17 protein-coding genes are annotated in these 19,534 nt (G+C 41.2%); 6 read left to right on the forward strand and 11 right to left on the reverse strand.

What is annotated here, in order from left to right:
- Positions 1 to 2: 2 nt before the first annotated feature.
- Together AB1488_09425 and AB1488_09430 are read right to left on the reverse strand one after the other, a co-directional pair.
- A complete protein-coding gene (locus AB1488_09425) occupies positions 3 to 1,160 on the reverse strand; it encodes a sulfotransferase (GenBank protein ID MEW6410310.1) in 1,158 nt (385 codons plus the stop codon).
- Between the two features lie 376 nt (positions 1,161 to 1,536).
- Positions 1,537 to 3,483 carry a sigma 54-interacting transcriptional regulator gene (locus AB1488_09430; protein MEW6410311.1) on the reverse strand — a complete coding sequence of 649 codons (1,947 nt, stop codon included), beginning with the start codon at positions 3,481 to 3,483 and terminating at the stop codon, positions 1,537 to 1,539.
- Between the two features lie 137 nt (positions 3,484 to 3,620).
- On the opposite strand from AB1488_09430, the gene nadA reads away from it, so the two are divergent.
- The 6 genes from nadA to AB1488_09460 all read left to right on the forward strand — a co-directional run bounded on the left by nadA (position 3,621) and on the right by AB1488_09460 (position 10,148).
- Positions 3,621 to 4,601, forward strand: a complete 981-nt coding sequence (gene nadA / locus AB1488_09435) for a quinolinate synthase (GenBank protein ID MEW6410312.1) — start codon at positions 3,621 to 3,623, stop codon at positions 4,599 to 4,601.
- Between the two features lie 34 nt (positions 4,602 to 4,635).
- Positions 4,636 to 5,520, forward strand: a complete 885-nt coding sequence (locus tag AB1488_09440) for a cation diffusion facilitator family transporter (GenBank protein MEW6410313.1) — start codon at positions 4,636 to 4,638, stop codon at positions 5,518 to 5,520.
- Between the two features lie 242 nt (positions 5,521 to 5,762).
- Positions 5,763 to 7,709, forward strand: coding sequence for an aconitate hydratase (locus AB1488_09445; GenBank protein MEW6410314.1), 1,947 nt, complete (start codon positions 5,763 to 5,765; stop codon positions 7,707 to 7,709).
- Positions 7,702 to 8,040, forward strand: coding sequence for a hypothetical protein (locus tag AB1488_09450; protein MEW6410315.1), 339 nt, complete (start codon positions 7,702 to 7,704; stop codon positions 8,038 to 8,040). Before AB1488_09445 ends, AB1488_09450 begins: the two co-directional genes overlap by 8 nt.
- Positions 8,041 to 8,055: 15 nt before the next feature.
- Positions 8,056 to 8,424 carry a hypothetical protein gene (locus AB1488_09455; protein ID MEW6410316.1) on the forward strand — a complete coding sequence of 123 codons (369 nt, stop codon included), beginning with the start codon at positions 8,056 to 8,058 and terminating at the stop codon, positions 8,422 to 8,424.
- A complete protein-coding gene (locus AB1488_09460; GenBank protein ID MEW6410317.1) occupies positions 8,421 to 10,148 on the forward strand; it encodes an FAD-dependent oxidoreductase in 1,728 nt (575 codons plus the stop codon). Before AB1488_09455 ends, AB1488_09460 begins: the two co-directional genes overlap by 4 nt.
- A gap of 26 nt (positions 10,149 to 10,174) precedes the next feature.
- On the opposite strand, the gene rho is transcribed toward AB1488_09460, so the two are convergent.
- From rho to AB1488_09505, 9 genes are all read right to left on the reverse strand, one after another.
- Positions 10,175 to 11,425, reverse strand: coding sequence for a transcription termination factor Rho (gene rho, locus AB1488_09465; protein ID MEW6410318.1), 1,251 nt, complete (start codon positions 11,423 to 11,425; stop codon positions 10,175 to 10,177).
- A 227-nt stretch (positions 11,426 to 11,652) separates the two neighbouring features.
- A complete protein-coding gene (gene rph, locus AB1488_09470) occupies positions 11,653 to 12,375 on the reverse strand; it encodes a ribonuclease PH (protein MEW6410319.1) in 723 nt (240 codons plus the stop codon).
- On the reverse strand, positions 12,365 to 13,192 hold the full coding sequence (gene murI, locus AB1488_09475; protein MEW6410320.1) for a glutamate racemase: 828 nt from the start codon (positions 13,190 to 13,192) through the stop codon (positions 12,365 to 12,367). Before murI ends, rph begins: the two co-directional genes overlap by 11 nt.
- An 11-nt stretch (positions 13,193 to 13,203) precedes the next feature.
- Positions 13,204 to 13,794: a GerMN domain-containing protein gene (locus AB1488_09480; GenBank protein ID MEW6410321.1), complete on the reverse strand. Its 591-nt coding sequence runs from the start codon at positions 13,792 to 13,794 to the stop codon at positions 13,204 to 13,206.
- Positions 13,751 to 14,809: an N-acetylmuramoyl-L-alanine amidase gene (locus AB1488_09485; protein ID MEW6410322.1), complete on the reverse strand. Its 1,059-nt coding sequence runs from the start codon at positions 14,807 to 14,809 to the stop codon at positions 13,751 to 13,753. The genes AB1488_09480 and AB1488_09485 overlap by 44 nt, the downstream gene beginning before the upstream one ends.
- On the reverse strand, positions 14,794 to 17,427 hold the full coding sequence (secA, locus tag AB1488_09490; protein ID MEW6410323.1) for a preprotein translocase subunit SecA: 2,634 nt from the start codon (positions 17,425 to 17,427) through the stop codon (positions 14,794 to 14,796). Before secA ends, AB1488_09485 begins: the two co-directional genes overlap by 16 nt.
- 94 nt (positions 17,428 to 17,521) lie before the next feature.
- A complete protein-coding gene (locus AB1488_09495) occupies positions 17,522 to 17,722 on the reverse strand; it encodes a cold-shock protein (protein ID MEW6410324.1) in 201 nt (66 codons plus the stop codon).
- 180 nt (positions 17,723 to 17,902) lie between these two features.
- A complete protein-coding gene (locus AB1488_09500; protein ID MEW6410325.1) occupies positions 17,903 to 18,805 on the reverse strand; it encodes a M23 family metallopeptidase in 903 nt (300 codons plus the stop codon).
- Positions 18,806 to 19,056: 251 nt separating this feature from the next.
- Positions 19,057 to 19,245: a hypothetical protein gene (locus AB1488_09505; protein MEW6410326.1), complete on the reverse strand. Its 189-nt coding sequence runs from the start codon at positions 19,243 to 19,245 to the stop codon at positions 19,057 to 19,059.
- Positions 19,246 to 19,534: the final 289 nt, after the last annotated feature.

Raw genomic sequence — 19,534 nt, forward strand, 5'->3', positions numbered from 1 at the left:
GTTTATAGCGCCGCTTTGCCCACATACCGTCTCTTAACACAGAAATATTCTTTCCATCTCCTCCATGCACGCTGCCCCATTATTAGCTCTTCATCAGGGTCACCTATTGGAAATTGGTCTTTAGGGATATCAGAGTCTTTCCAGATTCCTTTTCTTTTTCTTTCTTCACGCTGATCAACAAGCCAGTCGTTGTAACTTTCATACATTATATGTCCTTCAGGGGCATCCAGCGTTGCAGCTCTGATCCTTCCATCCAGTTCCCGATACAGTGCTGCCTCCTCTTTGCTTATCTCTATCGGCTTCACATCTAAGGAGTATCCAGCTTCTTTCAATTCCTTTTCGGCTACAGTGGCAAAGATTCGCTGCTCCCTGAGGCTGAGAAACTCTTTATAAATGCCGACATACTTATCGCTTGCTGCATGTCCAAGAGGCTTGTGATCTCGCGTAGCACCACGGGCCTTAGCTATATCCGTCTTATAAAATTCAAGCATGACCGGTGAATATTTTTCACTAAGGAAATCACATATCTCTTTCAATACTTTTTCAGGTTTCCTGACCAATGTCTCGTATCTGACATCCATCCACTGCGAAGAACTAAGATTTTTCCTCCATGGTTTAACCGCATTCTGACAGAGCTTCCACCCCTCTGCAGCACAAAAGATATTTGTTGGACCAAATGCAGACTGGAGATAATCGGTACTGGCATCCCGTCCATCTCTGGTTATAAAAATAAACTGGGCATTAGGGAAACCTTCCAGAATCTCTTTGACAAAAAATAGATTGTGAGGTGTCTTTTCTCCCCAGCGGGGTTTATTCCCAACCTCACGGGCATACCTCTCTAAAATCGCACAATAGATACCAGCAAAACTCTGCTCCTTAACTTCAGAGATAATCTCATCTACAATTGTCCTCGGATTTACCCTCATACCGAAGAAAGGGGTTTTAAGACCAAAGACCATCTCCTCTGCAAGTGTTCGGAAGTTTGCGTCATTGTTTAAATTACCATAGGTATACAGATAAGGTCGGAATCGTGGATAATACCATGCTACCTCAGGAATAGCTATCCTTTGGTGGCAACTTAACATAGCCATCACGAGTGTAGTTCCAGACCTTTCCGCGCCAATCATAAATATCGGTTTTTCTTTTAATACAATCGCCATATTTGACCTCCTCCTTATCAATATAGTTTAGGACTCTCAAAGCATTTGGTATCCTTACACTTAATTTCTATGTGACCTATAGTATCTCACATGGTTTTTATATCTGGTCTGGACCGGTCCATTCCGACATAAACCTTTATTATGTTTCGCAAGCAATATGCCAATACTTTATATCCTTCATAACTAACTGTAATTCTTGATTTAATCCAAAAAACTATTTTATCAGGTGTATGCGTTTAAGATGTTTCATTTGCAAATTTGCAAAAATGAATTTCAATTGTGAAAGCAACAAATTCATATTTGAAGTAAATGGCAAGCTTATGGGTGTGCGTTAAGACAGTTTAGAGATGGCTAACACAGGATTGATATTATATGGTTACTGATTGTTTCCACCAGATAAATAAAGTCTCCTCCAGAGCGTAGTTTCACTGATACTCAATCTTCTGGCTGCCTCTTTTTTATTAAATTGAACTTCCCTTAATGTTTCTTTAATAATCTCCTTTTCATACTCATCTAATCGTTCCTTTAGTGTCTTGGGTAAATGATCAGGTTTTAGTTCTTCAGAAGATGGGATATTCGTTTCTTTTGATACAGCCATGTGATTCATTATTAATTCTTCAAGCAGTTCAAGAAATAGGTGTTCATCAGATACGGAGTTATCTCGCAGAATTGTATATTCTTTTATAAGAGAATCCAGTTCACGAATGTTCCCTGGCCAATAGTATTTTTGCATTCGCTCAAGTATTTTCTGGGGAACTTTCTGTGCAAAAGCAAGATTTTCACTCATATATTTAGAAAAAAGTTCTTGTGCAATATAGGGTAGATCCTCTAATCTTTCCCTGAGAGGTTGGAGATATAACCTTAGAATTGCTAAACGAAAATAAAGGTCCATTCTGAATCTACCTACCATTACTTCTTGCCAGAGATTTTTATAAGTGGAGCTGATAATCCGTACATCTACAGGTATAATTCTATCACCTCCGATACGCATGACCTCTTTTTCTTCAAGAACCCTTAACAGTCTTACCTGTACACCTGGAGAAATGTCAGCTATCTCATCGAGAAATATTGTCCCTTCATGGGCTAGTTCGAACAAACCAATCTTCCCGCCCTTTCTTGCACCGGTAAATGCACCTTCTTCGTATCCAAAAAGTTCGCTTTCTAATAACGACTCTGGCAAGGCTGAACAATTGATTGCAATAAAAGGTCTTTCTTTTCTGTTACTCAGGTTATGTATACTTTGTGCAACGATCTCCTTTCCTGTTCCAGTCTCTCCTTCAATCAATATTGTTGCATCGGTTTGTGCATATTTTTTAATCTTCTCAAGGAGTTGTTTAATAGCTAAACTCTGGCCTGTAATATCACCTATTGTATATTTAGCCACAAATCCTTTGGCATAAAGTTTCTCTCTTATCTTTCTCTCAATACTCTGTATCTTGAGAGCCTCTCTGAATGTTGCCACAATACCTCGCATCTCTCCATTAACAACAATAGGAAAGGTATTGATTACGATGTCTACATCTCCTACACGACGAATTTTATCCATCTCTGGTTTCCCTGTTATCAAAACTTTTAACAGCCCTGTACCCTTTAGAACTTCCTTAAGGGGTTTTCCAACCGTGTCCTGTAATTTGACTCCAAGAATATTGGCTGCGATGGGGTTGAAGATTTTAATCCTCCCATTATTGTCAATTACTATTACCCCCTCTTTAAGTGATTCGAGGATGGTCTGAAGTTGTTTGGTATTTTCCCGTTCAACTCTTCGAGCTAATGCAATAACCCTGGCTTCCTGCAAGGCTTGAAGAATAGTTTCCTTTGTAGGGAGGACCACAATACCTTTTCCACCTAATGAAGCGGCTATTTTCTTACAAATTCCTCCACCAACGAGACAGTTTATTCCTTCGTCTACTGCTTTTGCAATACCATTCATTAACTCAGCAGTTGTATTAAAAACTATTTGTCGTATTTTTATAGAAAGTAACTTCTCAAAAATCTCGATGCCATATGTTGGTTTAGCAAAACTTGTTAGTCCAATATAAGAGCCATAATCTTTTGCTTTTATAAAAGCACACAGTATATCCAGATGTGTTCTTGCTATTTTAACAACAGGTTGACCAATAGTCTTAGCCAAAAGTGCCCCAGTTCCCCCACCTCCAAGTATTACTTCAACTCCTTCATCAAGAAACCTTCTGGCAACAGGAATAGCTTCTTCCATCGTTGCCAATCTCACTATCAAATCATCGGTCATAGGGTCAGAATATTGTTTGACCACTTCACCAAATTCGTCTGAATTAGAGATAAATGCGAATTTATATTTCTGCATATGCAAATACCTTCCTATGAGAAAAACTTACATCATAGATTCACTAAAAGTATAATACAAGATTTATAAACTTGCAAGGCTATACTATGCCTTCGTAGTTATTGACAAAACCTTTATGAATATGGAAAAATCTCGATATGCATGATAATGAAACAATAATCAAGAGGATACTTCAATTAAAGAAGGAGCGGAATGCTGTCATTCTTTCACATAACTACCAGAGGGGAGAGATTCAGGACATAGCAGACTTCATAGGCGATTCCCTTGAGTTATCAAGAACAGCAGCAAAGACCGATTATGATGTTATAATCTTCTGTGGGGTGCACTTTATGGCAGAGAGTGCAGCTATCCTCTCACCTGATAAGACCGTGATTCTTCCAGAGATTAATGCAGGATGTCCGATGGCAGATATGGTGACTGTGACAGGGAGTAGAAGAATAGTTAACATACTGCCTGTAACACTTGAGAGGGTCTTTTATGAATTCCCAGAGGATTTCACATTGATAGATATGAAAAGGATGTATCCAGGGATACCTGTTGTTGCCTATGTGAATACAACAGCAACGGTCAAGGCAGAGAGCGATATATGCTGTACATCGGGAAATGTTGCAAAGGTTATAGACTCACTTGATATGGATACAGTTATATGCATCCCTGACAGGAATCTCTCTGCATGGGCTGCAAGAAATACAAAGAAAAATGTGATCACATGGGATGGCTTCTGTCATGTTCATCACAGGATAAGACCTGACGATGTAAGAAAGGCAAAATCCCTCCATCCCGATGCACCTTTTATTGCACATCCTGAATGTCGTCCTGAGGTCATTGACCTTGCTGACCATGTATCCAGTACCTCAGGAATGCTCCGTTTTGCAAAGGAGAATGAGGCAAAGGAATTTATTATAGGGACAGAGAGAGGGCTTATTCACAGGCTGAAAAAGGAAAATCCAAGAAAACAATTTTATCCACTCAGGGAAGATATGGTCTGCCCGAATATGAAGAAGACCCATATAGAGAGTGTGCTTAAGGCACTTGAGACGATGCAGACTGTTATCAAGGTACTTGAGGATGTAAGGGTAAAGGCAAAGATGGCACTGGACAGGATGTTGGAGATATAATTACAATTAAATAAAGGGTTTAAGGAACTTCAAAATGCATCATAAAAGAAGTCTGCTCATTGCTATCTCCATCACAGGACTTATGTTCGTCTTAGAGGTGATAGGAGGGATTATCTCTAATAGCCTTGCACTTCTCAGCGATGCGGGGCATATGCTTACTGATATCTTTGCCCTCTCACTCAGCCTCTTTGCGGTAAAGTTTGCATCTATGCCCGCTACAGAAAAGAAGACCTATGGCTTTTATAGAATTGAGATACTTACAGCGCTTATAAACGGAGTAGTGCTGATACTTCTGGTTCTTTACATATTTTATGAGGCATACAGGAGATTGATTGACCCAAAGGAGGTCAAAAGCCTAATCATGCTTGTTGTTGCCTCTATCGGACTTATAGTTAACATTGCAGGTGCGTTTATCCTTAAAGGCTCAAGCAGAGAGAATATAAATATCCGTAGTGCATTTCTTCACATTATTGGTGATGCGCTATCATCAGCCGGTGTCATCATAGGTGGTATTATTATCATGGCTACAAAATGGTATGTGGTAGATCCTCTGCTCAGCATCGCAATAGGGGTTGTAATCCTCAGAGGCGCCTATGGGCTTGTATCTGAGTCAGTTAATATACTCCTTGAGGCGGTTCCAAAAGGGATAAGGGTAGATACAGTAGTTGGTGAGGTAAAGAGAATAGATGGTGTGAGAGATATACATGATGTTCATATATGGACGCTTACATCAGGTGTCTATGCCCTGAGCGCACATGTCCTCATTTCGGATCTGCTCACAAGCGAAAGCAATAAGGTGCTGGAGAGAATTAACGGCCTGCTGAAAGAAAAATTTAACATACAGCACACCACCATCCAGTTTGAATGTGAATGGTGTAGTAATAAGGATGTATGTGTGCTGGACAGCAAACCCCGTTAGAAGACCTTTCGCCTTCTAACGGGGATGCTCACACGGGGCATTAACCCCGTGTTCGCTCAAAAAGGAAATTATTTTCATCCCCGCTGCAAGCAGCGGGGCATTCTAACGGGGTAAAAGGACTTGACGGAGAACCCATATTTTAAAAATGCACAGCGAGCGTCAGCGAGCGAATATAAAACAAAAATTCCTTGCATTTCGAAGCTCTCTGCAGTAATCTGCAGAGAGTTTCAAATAATCGACCTATGAACATTACACAGAAGATAATAAAAGAACACCTTATTGAAGGAACGATGGCCCCTGGTAGTGAGATAGCAATCAGAATTGACCAGACACTAACACAGGATGCTACAGGAACAATGGCATACCTCGAGTTTGAGGCACTTGGTGTTCCACGAGTGAGGACAAAACTCTCTGTAAGTTATGTAGACCATAATACCCTGCAGACAGGGCATGAAAATGCAGATGACCACTTTTTCCTCCAGAGCTTTGCTGCAAAACACGGCATATATTTTTCCAAAGCCGGCAATGGCATATGTCATCAGGTTCATCTTGAGCGTTTTGCTGTGTCAGGAGAGACACTGATTGGCTCAGACAGTCATACCCCTACATCTGGAAGTATCGGTATGCTGGCTATTGGTACAGGAGGTCTTGATGTTGCAGTGGCAATGGCAGGGGGACCATTCTATTTATTAATGCCTGAAGTAGTTCTCATAAATCTTAACGGAAAACTCAGAGACTGGGTTACTGCGAAGGATATTATACTCTGGTTACTTAAAAAGCTCACAGTAAAGGGTGGTGCCGGGAAGATACTGGAATATGGAGGCAGAGGGATTAAGACTCTCAGCGTTCCTGAAAGGGCGACGATTACAAACATGGGTGCTGAGCTCGGTGCTACGAGCTCTATATTCCCCAGCGATGAAAGGACGCTGAGATATCTCAAGTCTCAGGGAAGAGAAAACGCATGGAGAAGTCTGAAGGCTGATGATTATGCAGAGTATAATGATGTCTTATCTATTAATCTTGATGAGATTGAGCCGATGATTGCCCGACCCCACTCACCTGATAATGTTGTTACAGTTAAAGAGGTTGAAGGGATTAGTGTGAATCAGGTTGCCATCGGAAGCTGCACAAACTCTTCTTATGTGGATTTGATGAGAGTTGCAGCAATTCTGAAGGGGAAAAAGGTTCACAGAGATGTAAGCCTTGTAATATCGCCAGGCTCAAGACAGGTACTCCAGATGATAGCAAAGAACGGTGCATTAGCAGATATGGTCTCTGCAGGTGCGAGGGTGCTTGAATCTGTCTGCGGTCCATGTATAGGTATGGGACAGGCACCTCCCTCAGGTGGTGTTTCCCTGAGGACATTTAACAGGAACTTTGAAGGTAGAAGTGGAACAGCAGACGCCTCTGTTTATCTTGCGAGCCCAGAGGTAGCGGCAGCAAGTGCCATTACAGGTGTCATCACAGACCCACGAAATCTGGGTAAAACACCGAGGATAAGAACTCCAAAAAGGTTCTTTATAGATGATAGTATGATTATTCCTCCCTCAGAAAAGATGGAGGCGGAAACTGTCATAAGGGGTCCGAACATCCAGGCACTTCCTAAAAGAGAGAGGCTCCCAGAAAGTATCTCTGGTAGCGTCCTTATCAAATTGGGTGATAATATAACAACAGACCACATCCTGCCAGCAGGGGCAAAGATATTACCTTTGAGGTCTAACATACCTGCGATAGCTGAGTATGTATTTAAGGGGGTAGATGAGTCTTTTGTAAAAAGGGCAAAGGAAAAAGGTGGAGGATTTATCGTTAGTGGGTTTAATTATGGACAGGGCTCAAGCAGGGAGCATGCAGCATTAGCACCGATGTATCTTGGGATAAAGGCAGTGCTTGCAAAGTCCTTTGCACGCATACACAGGGATAATCTTGTAAACTTTGGCATCCTGCCCCTCGTGTTTCTGAATGACGCTGATTATGAGTGGATAAGGAAGGATGATGAGTTGGCTATCCCCCATTTGATAACTGAACTCAGAAGCATAGTTCATCTCACAATAGACAATCTTACGAGGGGAAGTTATTTTAAGGTAGGACACAATCTGAGCAAAAGACAGATAGATGTTATAATAGAGGGTGGACTTTTAAATTATACACTCAAACATCTGAATTCCCTGAGGAGTAGTTCAGATGAATAGAGGAGGAGGTCTTTATTCCTGGTTTTTTCAAAGGATTACAGGGATACTTTTAGCAATAGGAATACTGTTACATCTCCTTGTAAATCACTTTGGTGAGTCACCAGTAAGTTTTGATTCTGTCGCATTCAGAGTAAGACACCTCGGATGGTTTATATTCGACATCCTGCTTTTAGGACTCTGCTTTTATCATGGTTTTAACGGGCTGGTGAGTGTGATTATTGATTTTAATCCCGGGATAAAAATTAAAAGAGGCGTAGTTGCTGTGATGTTTTCTTTAGGCGTGATAATCTTCATTTATGGCGTATTATCACTCACAGCATTCAGGCCATAATGGGGTTTGCTTGAGATGAACTTTTTAAAGGATTTTTTGCTTAATAGACACTCAGGACAGATTTCATTCGGGCTCCACCGACTTACAGGTGTATTTCTTGCATTATATTTAATCCTCCATACATGTATAAACAGTGTGGCTTTTCTCTTTGGTGCTACTGCATATACGCGTTTGACTACTATGCTGAATACACCATTAGCCCATGCCTTTGAGGTAATAATAGTCTTCTCCGTATTATTCCACCTATTTAATGGATTAAGGATAATGCTTGTGGAGTTTTTCTTTCATCTTGCCAGCCGTCATAGAGAAATGGTAGTTGGAACAATTATTCTAACTATCGCTGGAACGCTATTTACAGCTTATAAAATATTCTCAGGGATATGATATATCATGAAGCCATTATTGTAGGTGGAGGACTTGCAGGGTTGAGGGCTGCAGTTGAACTTAACCTCAGAAACATAAAGGTAGCAGTCATCTCAAAGGTTCATCCCTTAAGGTCCCACTCCATTGCGGCTCAAGGTGGAGTAAATGCCCCACTCGGTAATCACCCAAGAGGTATATACGATAACTGGGAAAAACATGCATACGATACCATAAAGGGGGGTGATTATCTTGCCGATCAGGATGCAGTTGTGCAGATGTGTAAAGAGGCACATTTCCGCATATACGAGCTTGAACACTGGGGCTGTCCATTCAGCCGAACAGAGGAAGGGAAGATTGCACAGAGACCTTTTGGTGGTGCAGGTTTCCCGAGGACTGCATATGCGGCTGATAGAACAGGGCATGCGATGCTTAATACCCTTTATGAACAGACAATAAGACTTGAACAGGCGGCTGAGAGGGAAGAGATAGTCTTTTATGATGAGTGGCTCGTAACATCTCTGATTTCCCACGATGATGTGTGCATAGGGGTTATTGCACTTGATATAAAGAGCGGAGAACTTGAGGCATTTAAGGCAGATTCGGTTATCTTTGCCACAGGGGGTGCTGGGAAACTCTATGGTAAATCCACGAATGCCCTTATCAATACAGGATACGGGATGGCTGTTTCCTACTGGGCAGGGGTACCACTGAAGGATATGGAGTTTGTTCAGTTTCATCCAACAACCCTCTATGGCACAAATATCCTTATCACAGAAGGGGCAAGAGGAGAGGGTGGGTATCTGATAAACAAAAAAGGTGAGAGATTCCTCGCAAATTATGAAGATTCTAGAAAGGCGATGGAGATAGCCCCGAGGGATGTTATTTCAAGGAATATGATGACCGAGATACTTAAGGGGAATGGCTTCGAGGACGCATACCTGCATTTAGACCTCAGACACCTCGGTGACGAAAGGATTATGACAAGGCTTCCTGGCATAAGGGAAATCAGCATGAAATTTGCCGGTGTTGATCCTGTAAAAGAACCTATCCCAGTTCAGCCAGGACAGCACTATACAATGGGAGGTATTGACACAAACACTAAGTGCGAAACAGTATTAAAAGGTTTTTATGCGGCAGGTGAGTCAGCATGCATCAGCGTGCATGGTGCAAACAGACTTGGTGGAAACTCCCTCCTTGATACAGTGGTATTTGGTGTAATTGCAGGGGAGAATGCTGCTGCATATATAGAGGGGAAGGCTGAGATTAAGGATGCAGAGAGGATACTTGATGATGGACTGAAGAAGGAAGATGAAGAGATACGCAACCTCTTTGGGACTGCAGGGAAAGAAAGCATATTCACACTCTGGAAAGAACTTAACAGGATTATGGATGAGAAGGTAGGCATCTTCAGAGAAGAATCAATACTCAAAGAGGCACTTGAAGGGATAAAGAGACTACAGGAACGGTTTAAAAAAATCAGCCTTTCATACAAAGGTAAGAAGGTAAATTTCGAACTCTACTGGGCGTTAGAGCTCAAAGGTAGCCTCGATGTTGCAGAGATAGTCATCGCTGGGGCGATTGCAAGAAGGGAATCGAGAGGCTCGCACTTCAGGACAGATTATCCCACGAGGGATGATAATAACTTCCTCAAGCACACCATAGCGACATATACTAAAGACGGTCCAGAATTGAGTTACAAGGATGTCACCCTCGGCTACCTCGAGCCGAAGGAGAGAAGGTATTGAGACGGATTACGGACAGTTATAGAGGGCTATTTATTCATCATCTCAAGAAATTCCTTGTTCGATTTTGTTCCCTTTAGTTTACCAAGAAGGAATTCCATGCTTTCAACAGTGCTAAGCGGAGTGAGTACCTTTCTGAGAATCCACATCTTATTGAGCACATCCTTGTCAACAAGCAACTCTTCCTTTCTTGTGCCTGATTGGTTTATATCTATGGCAGGGAATATTCTCTTGTCAACGAGTTTTCTATCGAGGTGAAGCTCCATGTTTCCTGTTCCTTTAAATTCTTCAAAAATTACATCATCCATTCGACTACCAGTATCTATGAGAGCAGTTGCCATTATCGTAAGACTACCACCATTCTCTATATTTCTCGCAGCGCCAAAGAACCGCTTGGGTCTCTGAAGGGCATTTGAATCGAGTCCTCCTGATAAGACCTTGCCGCTTGGTGGTATGACTGCGTTATATGCCCTTGCAAGTCGGGTAATACTATCAAGGAGTATAACTACATCTCTCTTATGTTCAACAAGACGTTTTGCACGTTCTATAACCATCTCTGATACCTGACAGTGACGCTGTGGTGGTTCATCAAATGTAGAACTGACAATCTCTGCCTCTTTTACCTGCCTCTGCCAGTCAGTCACCTCTTCTGGACGTTCATCTATAAGGAGAACAATTAAATGGATTTCAGGGTGGTTTTTCTTTGTTGCCTTTGCTATGGATTGAAGCAACATGGTTTTTCCTGTTCGTGGTGGCGCAACGATAAGCCCTCTCTGTCCGTTACCTACAGGGGTTATAAGTTCCATTACCCTTGTAGAGTAATCATTCATGTCATATTCAAGTTTTATTCTCTCAGTAGGATAATAAGGTGTAAGGTTATCGAATATAATTTTCTCTCTTGCCTCATCAGGAGGCTCAAAGTTGATAGCCTCTACTTTGAGGAGAGCAAAATATCTCTCATTTTCCTTTGGTGGTCTTACCTGTCCACTGACAGTATCACCTGTTCTAAGACTAAACCTCCTTATCTGGGAAGGTGATACATAAATATCATCAGGACCAGGCAGGTAATTATAATCTGGAGAACGAAGAAATCCAAAACCGTCTGGAAGTATCTCAAGAACCCCTTCACCGAATATCAAACCTACTTTTTCGGTCTGTGCCTGCAGTATCGCAAAGATAAGTTCCTGTTTACGCATACCACTGGCGCCCTCAACATTCAATTCCTTCGCTACATTATTAAGTTCACCTATTGTCTTTTCTTTTAACTCTGCTATATTCATAGCGTTCTCCTATCATTAGTACCCAAAACAAGAGATTCTTCGCTACGCTCAGAATGACAGAAAGGAGTATCTTTGCCGAACATGGCAAAGAATCTCATTCTGGAGAATTAGTAAAATCAATGGTTTCATCAATCTTGGAAAGTCATGTAGTCTCTATCTACGAGGTCTTTCCCAGTGGTTAAACTAAAACTAAGATACACCATTCATTCGGTGTTGTCAATAGTTTTCTAAACTGTCTCTTCAAGAAGTCTTTTCTGTAATTGTATCAACTCCAGTATTCCCTTTTCTGCTAAGGACAGCATCCGCTCCATATCATTTCTGGTGAATGCATTTACTTCTGCTGTTCCCTGTATTTCAACAAATTCGCCAGTTTCTATCATTACTATGTTCATATCAACATCTGCGTGAGAATCTTCTTCGTAGCAGAGATCAAGCAGTACCGCACCTTTTATTATACCAACACTGACAGCCGCAAGATAATTCTTCAATGGAGAACGCTCAATAATTCCATTTAAGAGTAAATAACTAATAGCATCATAGAGGGCTATATATGCCCCGGTAATCGCTGCGGTGCGTGTCCCTCCATCTGCTTGTATCACATCGCAGTCTATCCATATAGTTCTTTCACCTAATATCGTGAGATCTGCAATAGCCCTTAACGATCTGCCGATTAGTCTCTGTATCTCATGTGTCCTGCCACCTATCCTGCCAGCGGTTGATTCTCTTGCTTTTCTTGAAAGTGCAGCCCTCGGAAGCATAGCATATTCAGCGGTAATCCATCCTTTCTTCTGATCCTTTAGAAATAAAGGCACCTTTTCTTCTATTGTGGCTGTACATATCACCCTGGTCTCACCTACCTCTATTAAAGCAGAACCTTCAGCGTATTTTATAAAGTTCCTCGTTATCTTTACAGGTCTTAATTCGTCATACCTTCTTCCGTCAATACGCATTGTTTTCCCTCCTGCATATATCGATCTTTTTGACCTGTTTTAACTCTTCGCCAAGAAACATCTCACCTATCCTTTTGAATCGCTCTGGCGAATCTGTAACATAGTATTCATAAGATGGAGTTACAGATATATATTTCTTAAATATACCCCCCTCTTTCAGTACATCTTTAACCTGAAGTGCTGTTTCAATCGCTGAGTCTATAAGGGATACACTATCTCCCATAATGTTGCCGATAACATCCTTTAACAGTGGATAATGTGTGCATCCAAGAACCAGTGTATCAATATTATCCTTCTTCAGCGGAGAAAGGTATAGCTCGGCTGTAAGGCGAGTTATTTCGTTATCAAACCATCCTTCTTCTACCAGTGGAACAAATAAAGGACACGCTGCCGCCACTATCTCAGCACGCTGGCTTATTTTCTTTATAGCCCTTGCGTAGGCACCACTGCTTATAGTAGCCTCTGTGCCAATAACCCCAATCCTTCTTGTCTTGCTCGCATTTACAGCAGCCCGTGCTCCTGGTTCAATCACACCAATTACAGGAACAGAGACACTCCTTTTTAAAGCATTAAGGCTGATGGCAGAGGATGTATTGCATGCCACAACTAACATCTTTATGTTTAATTTCATCAAGAACGCTGCCGCCTCAAAGGAGTATCTTGTTATTGTCTCTGGAGACCTTATCCCGTATGGCACCCTCGCTGTATCTCCGAGATATACAATGTCTTCTTCGGGGAGGTTTCTTTTTATCTCCTTTAAAACGGTGAGTCCTCCTATCCCAGAATCAAATATACCGATAGGTGATAGCCCTCTCACTACTCACCTCTCTACGAGTCACCGACCTTATTAGGCATTAATGGGCTACTTATATCTATATGTCCTGATAAGGTATCTGCATCTGCTCCATCAATCAATATCCTTATACCTTTTATCTGGGGGAAATTTGAGCATACTGTTTCAACTATCGTGTCTACAGCGAGCATCTCTTCCAATGCCCCTCCAGATATCTGCTGTATATCTCTGCTGAAATTAAGGTAACATATGCCATCTGCATCTATCCATACCCCCATGGGTTTTGTCCCTAAAGGAATGGTTGACTTAAGACCGGATTTAGATCCCTCAATAAGACTCACCACCGCAATCTTTATATTCTCTATGATATTTGAGCCTTCTACAGCCTCTCTATACTCTGGTGAGAGTTTTCCGCTATCAGATGGAAAATAGAGTGTAAACAACCTCTTTTTCACCGTTTCCGTGGTAGCAGATTCTTTAGGTATAGTTATTACTGGTTTCTTTGTTTGAAGGCTATTTATAAATAAGACAACCCCGCTCAGTGATAAGATAACTATTATAAAGATGCCCCAGAACTTCTTTTTATCTTTCTTTTTTATATTCGCTCGCTGGCGCTCGCTGTGCATTTCCATGGTATTTTAAGATACCTTTCATCAAAGCCAATGTTATCTTTGCTCTAAAGAGATCAGACGACCACTTCTTTGTATCATCCAGTGCTGGCAGTTCTACCATAATAGCAGGCGCATCGACACTGTTCAGAACGGCGAGTGGTAATCTTTTTGCCAACACCATCTCATCTTTGAATGTCTCACTTAAGTGCGCCCTGATGTCATCAGCTAATATTAGAGCCCTACTGAGATGCCTTTCTTGTTGAAATTTCCAGAGGTATTGCTTGTGTCTTTCGATATCTGCCTTTGGCTTATGTATAATTGTTGAAGACTCTATGCCTTCTGATGTATATATCCTAAATCCATTAACCATGCTTACATGGATTGAGATAAAGACTGATGGGTAACCTGCGTTAGCAATAGCAGCCCTTTCCCTAACCCCCAAGTCGATATCCTTATTCCTTGTTAATATAACATTTATACCCTGGACCTTCTGGAGCATCGTCATGAGTCTGAATGCAATATCAAGTGTAATGTCTTTCTCTTTAAATTTATTACTCCATGTAATACCTTGGTCCATACCCCCATGCCCTGGATCTATGACAAATGTGATAGGGTATTTCCTCTCCGGGTCTGTCCTGAATATGTCTATTACAAACCGCTCAGGTTCGGTTAATATCATGTTTTTAAAATGATAAGTAGAAACAGCCATGTTAATAGTAAGATACCGTCTTTTACCTTTATCAATTATTTCTACTGTCTTTATCAGACCATCTTCTATCCTCACCGATGAAGGCTTGATTAATACGGGGGCCTCTGGGAACTCTATAAACAGTCGGGATTCCTCCGTTGCCTCTTTTGTTATTTGTAGATTCTTAAGACTTCCCTTTTTTGCATTAAGAACGATTCTTGTATAATTAGGATAGCTTTTATAGGTTAGCTCGGCATAGATAAACCCTGTCTCTGAGATGGGTTGAGCATTTACAAGAAATGGATCAAAGAGCAAAAGGGTCAGTGCTATGCCCCACAACATTTCTTGTATTTCCTGCCACTGCCACAAGGACAGGGGTCATTGCGTCCGATCTTTTTACCTTTTACAACTGTCTGGGGTCTTTCGCTGCCATCACCTCTGCTTAGTTGAATCTGTGGTCTTCTGAAAGTAAAAGTCTCAGCGAGTGGTTGCTCTCTACTTACCTGCACTCTGAAAATACGGCTGACCACCTCAGATTTTATCCTCTCACCCATTTCAACAAATGCCTCAAATCCTTCTTTCTTGTATTCTACCAGAGGGTCTCTCTGTCCGTATCCCCTTAACCCTATCCCTTCTTTTAGGTGATCCATTGCAAGGAGATGATCCTTCCACTGGGAATCGATTATCTGAAGCATAACCATCTTTTCTAAATGCCTCATTACTGATTCACCGATCTCCTTTTCCTTATTTTCATATATTTCTGTGATAGTATTTAAAAGACGCTCTCTTAAAAGTTCAAGAGTGAGACGCTCTTCCCCATCAGTTTTAATAACAGTCCTTTCAAGGGAGAACTGTCTTGAAAGTGCGTCTTTGAGACCCTGTATATCCCATTCTTCAGGATGAACATCTTCCGGGCAGTAGATTGACAGTATTTCATCGAGGAGGTCATCCACCATATCAAAGATTTTTTCTTTAAGTTTCTCTCCTGCAAGCACATCCTTTCTGTAAGCATATACCTCCATCCTCTGCTTATTCATTACATCGTCATACTCAAGGAGGTGCTTCCTTATGTCAAAGTTATGAGCCTCAACCCGCTTCTGTGCATTTTCTATAGCCTTTGTGACCATCCTGTGCTCGATCGGAACTCCTTCTTCCATACCGAGTCTGTCCATGATCGATGCAACCCTTTCAGCTCCAAATACCCTGAGAAGATCATCCTCTAATGAAAGATAAAATCTCGAAGAGCCAGGATCACCCTGTCTGCCTGATCTTCCTCGAAGCTGGTTATCTATTCTTCTTGCCTCATGCCTTTCAGTGCCAATGATATGTAACCCTCCTGCCTTTATTACCCTATCTTTATCTTCAAGGCATAATTTTTCTGCCTTTTTTATTGTCCCCATACGGTCTTCTTCTGTGTAATTATTTTTATCTTTTATAAACTCCTTTGCTATGCCTTCTGGGTTTCCACCGAGTATGATGTCTACTCCTCTACCAGCCATGTTAGTAGCGATGGTAACTGTGCCACTTCTCCCCGCCTGTGCAATAATCTCAGCCTCTTTTTCGTGATACTTTGCATTAAGAACAGAGTGTCTTATTCCCCTCTTTTTTAGCATATTACTCAGCCGTTCCGATTTCTCTATGGATATGGTGCCTACAAGTGCAGGCTGCCCTCTCTTGTCACAATCTATTATCTCATTCACAACCGCATCGAATTTCTCCTTTTCTGTTTTATAGATAACATCTGAATTGTCTGTCCTGATCATCGGCATATTTGTTGGAATGACAACGACATCGAGGTTATATATCTTATTAAATTCTGCCGCCTCGGTATCTGCAGTGCCTGTCATGCCTGCAAGTTTTTTATAAAGCCGAAAATAATTCTGGAATGTTATAGTTGCAAGGGTCTGGTTTTCGTTTGCAATCTTAACGCCTTCCTTTGCTTCTATTGCCTGATGCAGCCCATCACTCCAGCGTCTTCCAGGCATCAACCTTCCTGTGAACTCATCAACGATTATAACCTGACCATCCTTCACAACATAATCCACATCATGCTTAAAGAGTGTATGCGCCCTCAGCGCCTGAAGGACATGGTGAACAAGTTCCATGTTTGATGGATCATAGAGATTTCCTACACCGAGTAATTGTTCTACCTTGATATTACCTTCCTCTGTGAGTGCTACTGTGCGGGTCTTCTCCTCGATAGTATAGTCACCATCCCTCCTCAATCTTGGTATTATCTTATCTATCCTGTAATACTTATCAGTGGATTCTTCTGTTGGACCTGAGATAATAAGAGGTGTTCTTGCCTCATCTATCAAAATACTATCAACCTCGTCAACTATCGCATAGTTCATCTCCCTTTGAACATAATCATTGAGATCAAATTTCATATTATCCCTGAGGTAATCAAAGCCAAACTCATTATTCGTTCCATAAGTTATATCGCAGTTATAAGAAATCTTCCTCTCTTCGTCTGATAATTCGTGCACAATCACACCCACAGAGAGACCAATGAAGTTATATATCTTCCCCATCCATGCAGCATCTCTCTTTGCAAGGTAGTCGTTTACCGTAACAATATGCACACCTTGACCTGTGAGGGCATTAAGATATACAGGTAGTGTTGCCACAAGTGTCTTTCCTTCTCCTGTCTTCATCTCTGCTATCTTTCCTTCATGAAGAACAACTCCACCGATGAGCTGGACATCAAAATGCCTCATATTAAGCGTTCTTCTCGCAACCTCACGAACAACCGCAAATGCCTCTGGTAGCAATTCCTCAATGGTTTCACCCTGTTCTATCCTTCGTTTGAATTCATCGGTCTTAGACCTTAAGTCAGCATCGGTGAGAGAAACCATTGCGGACTCAAGTGAATTTATCTTTTCTACAATAGGCTGGATTCTTTTAAGTTCTCTGTCGTTCTTACTTCCGATAACCTTTTTGAGGATTGTTCCTATCATGCTAAAATTATATTACATTGGAGGGAGGGTGTCAATTTAATTAAAACCCCGATGGGAGCACCACCGGGGTTTTCGAGCAATTTGGTTTATTAGCCTAGAGTTTGACTACATTGGATGCTTGAGGTCCTTTTTCACCTTCGATTACCTCAAACTCTACACGCTGTCCTTCGGCTAAGGTTTTAAAACCATCGCCTTGAATAGCAGTATAATGGACAAAGACATCCGGGCCATTCTCTTGCTGTATGAAGCCATAACCCTTTGCTTCGTTAAACCACTTTACCTTACCAGTAAGCATACTACAAACTACCTCCTACTACGGTTCCCTCAATAAGATTGAATATGGAACCTTGTTTCTCTCCTCGAATGAGGGATGTTACAACTTTCTGAACCATATCTGAATCAGAATGGAAAGAGCCTCCCCCTTTCCTCTCGGACTCCAGAAACCATCTCTGGAGTCCACCAAAACTATAAAATCTCACATATACCTTAATGGGTTTACAGGTGTATTATTAATCTTTACCTCGTAATGCAGGTGGGGACCAGTAGTATTTCCCGAAGAGCCAGAGTACGCAATAACCTCTCCCCTCTTTACCTTCTTACCAACCTCTACCACTATGTGGCTATTATGACCATAAACTGTCTTTAACCCATATCCATGCTCAATCTCGACAACTCTCCCGAGACCCCCGTTGACCCCTGTAAAAGAGACAATGCCATCAGCAGTAGCGACTACCGGCATACCTGTCCTGATTGATATATCAACTCCAGCATGGAATTCCTTATTCCCGTTGAATGGTGAATTTCTGTAGCCAAAACCAGATGTAATATGTCCCCTGATAGGCCAGATAGAAGGTGTGAAGAGCCTTCTATACTGTTTGTCTTCAAAGAAAGAAATAATACTCTGCAATCCTGTTTCTTGTTTCCTTGCATCGTTTTTTAACTTTACAAGTTCCTCATGTATCTGATCGAGAACCTCTGTTTGTTTCTTGCCTTGAAGATTATAGGTTATCTCTGGAGAGCCTCCCAATCCTCGTTCTGTATAGGAATGAGTAGACGAAGGAAGAAATCTACGGAGTTTTGCATCAAGGTCCTTAAGGCGTACCAACTGTTTCTTAAAATCTGTTAAGCCAGATGTTAGTGTCAGAAGTTGGAGACGCTGTGTCTTAACCTCTTCTTTCAGGGAATGCAGCTCCCATATCTTTTCTCTCATTTCAATATAGTTAAAAAAGAGGTAAAGGGAAATCATAATACCTGCTGTGGAAGCAACAGCAAGAAATTTTAAGAAAGACCTTGAGAAGGTATATCTACGAACCTTTGATGTAGAATCAGAAAGTATCATTATAGTGAAATACTTTTTAGTATTATTTCTTTTTTTCAATAATTACTCACCTCCTCGATATAATAATATTATTATTGGACGCATATAGTATTTTATCAGAAATTTCGGTGATTTTTCCCATCTGAGGAAGTAAACTTCTTTGATAGTAATAGTATTTAAACATTTTAAAAGATAACAGCGTATATATACCACATCAAATCAAAACTGTCAAGTTTTTTGATAAAAACTAAATGGGCCTGTTAGACATATCGTTTAATATGGTATACTCTACCAGGCCCATAAATTATAAACTACTTTTTCTTTTCAGGTGCTGGTTTTGCTGGCTCTGCTGGTTTTGCTGGCTCAGCTGGTTTTGCTGGCTCTTCCTTCTTCACAGGTGGTGGCGCTGGTTTTTCTTCTTTCTTAGGAGCACACCCTATGGAAAGGGTAAATGCTACTATCACCAATAAGGAAATTAACAATGCCATTACTCTCTTCATCTAATTCACCTCCTTTCGGTAACTAAGGTGAAAAATGGGACGCTTCTATTTATCCTCAGCTATTCCCCTTTGTTAGAATGTGATATGCATATTTGGCGCTATGCTTGCTGTTTTCGGCCTATGATAAATCTATCATCTTTTATCTTCACTGTTACTGTCAATAAAATAGAACCGTCAGGCTGTCCCATAATTCGCTTTTTGTCACCCTGAACTCGTTTCAGGGTCTCGTAACGGCTTGATTTTATTAGATGCTGAAATAAATTCAGCATGACAATTATGCTATTTTATT

The sequence above is a fragment of the Nitrospirota bacterium genome (assembly GCA_040756155.1).
Taxonomy (GTDB): Bacteria; Nitrospirota; Thermodesulfovibrionia; order JACRGW01; family JBFLZU01; genus JBFLZU01.

Bases quoted from the DNA above. Each gene is read 5' to 3' on its own strand.
- AB1488_09460 (MEW6410317.1), top strand. From the start codon at position 8,421: ATGATATATCATGAAGCCATTATTGTAGGTGGAGGACTTGCAGGGTTG.
- secA (MEW6410323.1), bottom strand. From the start codon at position 17,427: ATGATAGGAACAATCCTCAAAAAGGTTATCGGAAGTAAGAACGACAGA.
- AB1488_09495 (MEW6410324.1), bottom strand. From the start codon at position 17,722: ATGCTTACTGGTAAGGTAAAGTGGTTTAACGAAGCAAAGGGTTATGGC.
- AB1488_09450 (MEW6410315.1), top strand. From the start codon at position 7,702: ATGAATAGAGGAGGAGGTCTTTATTCCTGGTTTTTTCAAAGGATTACA.
- rho (MEW6410318.1), bottom strand. From the start codon at position 11,425: ATGAATATAGCAGAGTTAAAAGAAAAGACAATAGGTGAACTTAATAAT.
- AB1488_09455 (MEW6410316.1), top strand. From the start codon at position 8,056: ATGAACTTTTTAAAGGATTTTTTGCTTAATAGACACTCAGGACAGATT.
- AB1488_09425 (MEW6410310.1), bottom strand. From the start codon at position 1,160: ATGGCGATTGTATTAAAAGAAAAACCGATATTTATGATTGGCGCGGAA.
- AB1488_09430 (MEW6410311.1), bottom strand. From the start codon at position 3,483: ATGCAGAAATATAAATTCGCATTTATCTCTAATTCAGACGAATTTGGT.
- AB1488_09505 (MEW6410326.1), bottom strand. From the start codon at position 19,245: ATGAAGAGAGTAATGGCATTGTTAATTTCCTTATTGGTGATAGTAGCA.
- AB1488_09485 (MEW6410322.1), bottom strand. From the start codon at position 14,809: ATGTTGTGGGGCATAGCACTGACCCTTTTGCTCTTTGATCCATTTCTT.
- nadA (MEW6410312.1), top strand. From the start codon at position 3,621: ATGCATGATAATGAAACAATAATCAAGAGGATACTTCAATTAAAGAAG.
- rph (MEW6410319.1), bottom strand. From the start codon at position 12,375: ATGCGTATTGACGGAAGAAGGTATGACGAATTAAGACCTGTAAAGATA.
- AB1488_09445 (MEW6410314.1), top strand. From the start codon at position 5,763: ATGAACATTACACAGAAGATAATAAAAGAACACCTTATTGAAGGAACG.
- AB1488_09440 (MEW6410313.1), top strand. From the start codon at position 4,636: ATGCATCATAAAAGAAGTCTGCTCATTGCTATCTCCATCACAGGACTT.
- AB1488_09480 (MEW6410321.1), bottom strand. From the start codon at position 13,794: ATGCACAGCGAGCGCCAGCGAGCGAATATAAAAAAGAAAGATAAAAAG.